Raw genomic sequence first — 3,484 nt, forward strand, 5'->3', positions numbered from 1 at the left:
CAGCCCGCCCGCCGGGGCGAAGCAGTGCTTCGCCTTTTTCCGGCGAGCCCTACCCTGCCGCGGACGGCGTACATCCATGTACGCCGCCCTTCGGGTGTTTCCCCGCGATGGCCGCCGCTTCGGAAGGGAACCCGGTAAATCAAAAGCCAGGGCAACAGCCAAAGCCAAAGCCAAAGCCAAAGCCAAGCAACAGCTAATGCCAAGCAACAGCCAAAGCAACGGCAACGGCAACGGCAACGGCAACGGCAACGGTTTCGATGCTGCACGCCTTGCGTAGGAGCGGTTCAGCCGCAACAAGCGACGCCGGACAGCGAGGCCATCGATCACCTCTCCGGCTCGTTCACCAACTACTTAGACGCCGCAACACACCTTCAGCTCGTCCAAGCACAGCCAGATGGCGCCGCGCGCCGTTACGCCAGCGCTGCGTCGATCGCCGCGCGCAGGCGCGGATCCTCGGCGGTGACATCCGGGGCGAAGCGCGCGCGGACCTGGCCGTCCCGGCCAACCAGGAACTTCTCGAAATTCCACAGCACGCCCGGCGCCGGATTCGGCTCGATGCCGTAGCCGGCCAGCTTCTCGCGCATCGGGCCCTCGCCCTCGGTCTGCGGCTGCGCGGCGATCAGCGCGCGGTACAGCGGATGGGTGTCCTCGCCGGTGACCGCGATCTTGGAGAACATCGGGAAGGTCACGTCGTAGGTGAGCTGGCAGAACTGCTGGATCTCCGCCTCGCTGCCCGGCTCCTGGCCCTTGAAGTCGTTGGCCGGGAAACCGAGCACTTCCAGGCCGGCGGCCTGCTTCTCGCGGTACAGCGCTTCCAGGCCCGCGTACTGCGCGGTGAGGCCGCACTTGGAGGCCACGTTGACGATCAGCAATACCTTGCCCTCGAACGTGGCGAGGGTGGCCGGCTGGCCATCGATGCGGGTCAGCGGAATGGCGGTCAACGACTCGGACATGGGGCATTACCTCGATCGAAAGGGAGCGCCAGCATAGTCGCTGCCGGTGCGGCATGCGCAGTGCCGTGACCGCGTGACTCAGCGCACCGACAGTTAGCCTGTGCAGGCTCGTAACACCCGCTTTTGCTGCGGATCATGTGATCCCGCAGGAGCGGCTTCAGCCGCGACGGCCGCGTCCGCAAAACCTGCTCGCGACTGCCGCAAAAGGAACAAGAGCCGCGGCTACACATGTGCCTCTCTTCTTGCGCGTATCGGCCAGCGGACGAGCAGGCGAGCGGCCTGGAGACGACAACGCATCCACGATGTCGAATCGCAGCAACACTGCAGGCAAGACCAGGACACCCGCATGCTGCGCCATCTGTACAGCGCGCGCGTACGAAGCGGCCGCGCTGGTCCGCCTGGGTCGCGGCGCTGCATCCAACATGGCGCGTGCTGGTCGCACGCCATCCCGCGCCAACACAACCGCCACGACCAGTCATTCCACCTCGACACCCCGGCCGCCTTGTACCGCAAGCCCTCACTCCCGGTCGTCGCCTGCCGCCTCGTCCGCTTCGGCATCCTCCAGCGGCAGCGACAGTTCCAGCAGCGGCGCGGCCTGCGCATCGGCCAGGGTCTCGACGCCGCGCAGGCGGCGTTCGATGGTGCGGGTCTTGCGGCTGGCCTCGCCCAGGCTCTTGCCGACGGTGCTGATCTGCTTCTCGGCCTTTTCCAGGATGCCGGCGAACTTGCCGAACTCGCTCTTCACCGCCGCCAGCACACCCCACACTTCGCTGGAGCGCTTTTCGATGGCGAGGGTGCGGAAGCCCATCTGCAGGCTGTTGAGCAGGGCGGTGATGGTGGTCGGACCGGCGACGACGATGCGATGCTCGCGCTGCAGCAGGTCGGCCAGGCCGGGGCGGCGCAGGGTCTCGGCGTACAGGCCCTCGGTGGGCAGGAACATCACCGCGAAGTCGGTGGTGTGCGGCGGGGCGATGTACTTGTCGCCGATCGACTTGGCCTGCACCCGGATCGCGCGCTCCAGCTGCGCGCCTGTCGCCTGCACCAGCTCCGGATCGCCCTGCTCCTGCGCGTCGAGCAGGCGCTCGTAGTCCTCGCGCGGGAACTTGGCGTCGATCGGCAGCCACACCGGCGTGTCCTCATGGCCGCGGCCGGGCAGGCGCACCGCGAAGTCGACCATCTCGTTGCGCTCCGGGCTCACCCGCACGCCGCGTGCGTACTGTTCCTGGGTCAAGGTCTGCTCGAGGATGTTCTCCAGCTGCACCTCGCCCCAGCCGCCGCGGTTCTTGACGTTGCTCAGCACGCGCTTGAGATCGCCGACGCCGGTGGCCAGCTGCTGCATCTCGCCCAGGCCGCGCTGGACCTGCTCGAGCCGTTCGGAGACCAGCTTGAACGAGGCATCCAGGCGCGTGTTGAGGGTGGTCTGCAGCTTTTCGTCGACGGTGCCGCGCATCTGCTCGAGCTTGGCCGCGTTGTCGGCCTGCAGTTCCTTCAACCGCTCTTCCAGGGTGCCGCGCATCTCGCCCAGGCGCTGCTCGTTGCGCTGGACCAGGTCGCTCAGGCGCTGGCCGAGCGTGTCGGCGAAGCGTTGCTGCGCGTCGGCGCCTTCCTGGCGGCCCTTGCGCGCATCCTCGATCAGGGCCTCGCGCAACGCGCCCAGCTGCGCGTCGATGCGCGCGATCAGCTCGGCCTGCTGCTGGCCGAACTGGGCCATGCGCGCGTCCTGCTGCTGGCCGAAGGCGTCGAGCTGGCCGCGGATCTCGACCAGGCGCTGGCTCAGCAGCTCGGCCATGCGCTGCTGTGCGGCGCCGGCCTCGACCCGGCCGCGCCGCGCGTCCTCGGTGAGGGCTTCGCGCAGCAGGTCCAGGCGCTGGTCGGTGCGGGTGGACAGATCCGCCAGGTGGCGGGCGAAGCCCTCGCTGCGTGCGTCCTGCTGCCGCGCCAGGCTGTCGAGCTGCTCGCGCAGTTCGCCGCGACCACTGCGCTGCTCCTCGCGCAGGGCCGCCTCCAGCGCGGCGTGGTTGCCCCGCCGCAGCAACACGGCCAGCAACAGGGCGATGACGGCACACAACAGGCCGGCGAGGATCAGGAAATGGGCATCGTTCTGCATGCGGCCAGTGTAGCCGGCCGCGTCTCAATCGCTGCGCCACGCGCCGGCAGGGGGACCAGACCGGATATACCTTGGTATCGCCGTCATGGCCTCATGCAGGCTGGTGCACGCCTGGGCCGCATGCCAAGCTTTGCGCCACCCGCTCCTGGCCCGGCCAGTGGGCGGTACCGCGGCATCCGACCGCGCCAGACCATCGCGCTCCGCGCGATCCGTTCCCCTGATACCGGAGGCGAGCATGGACCCCGATCCGCATCGACGCGGCATCAGCGCCGCATTTCCCCGCCGTTCCCCTCGCCTGGTCGCTGCCCGGCGCTGAGCCGGAAGACGCACGCCGCGCACACGCTGCGACGTCCTTGCCGGCCACGCGCCGCAAGGAGGTCGTCATGTTCCTGTTCTCGCTGTTCTCCCGCCGTTTCCGCCTGCA

General features: G+C 68.6%; 2 protein-coding genes and 1 pseudogene. 1 reads left to right on the forward strand and 2 read right to left on the reverse strand.

The window, feature by feature from the left end; genetic code table 11:
* Positions 1 to 277, forward strand: a pseudogene (locus D588_RS27905) (hypothetical protein); the annotation flags it as partial.
* A gap of 133 nt (positions 278 to 410) precedes the next feature.
* Here D588_RS27905 and D588_RS0114420 read toward each other — a convergent pair.
* Together D588_RS0114420 and rmuC are read right to left on the reverse strand one after the other, a co-directional pair.
* The gene (locus tag D588_RS0114420) at positions 411 to 953 is read right to left on the reverse strand and encodes a glutathione peroxidase (RefSeq protein WP_017909235.1); all 543 of its coding nucleotides are present in this window, start codon (positions 951 to 953) and stop codon (positions 411 to 413) included.
* Between the two features lie 517 nt (positions 954 to 1,470).
* Complete coding sequence (gene rmuC, locus D588_RS0114425; RefSeq protein WP_017916485.1) at positions 1,471 to 3,060, reverse strand: DNA recombination protein RmuC; 1,590 nt, start codon at positions 3,058 to 3,060, stop codon at positions 1,471 to 1,473.
* Between the last annotated feature and the right edge of the window lie 424 nt (positions 3,061 to 3,484).

Source organism: Xanthomonas sp. SHU 308 (assembly GCF_000364645.1).
Classification (GTDB): Bacteria; Pseudomonadota; Gammaproteobacteria; order Xanthomonadales; family Xanthomonadaceae; genus Xanthomonas_A; species Xanthomonas_A sontii.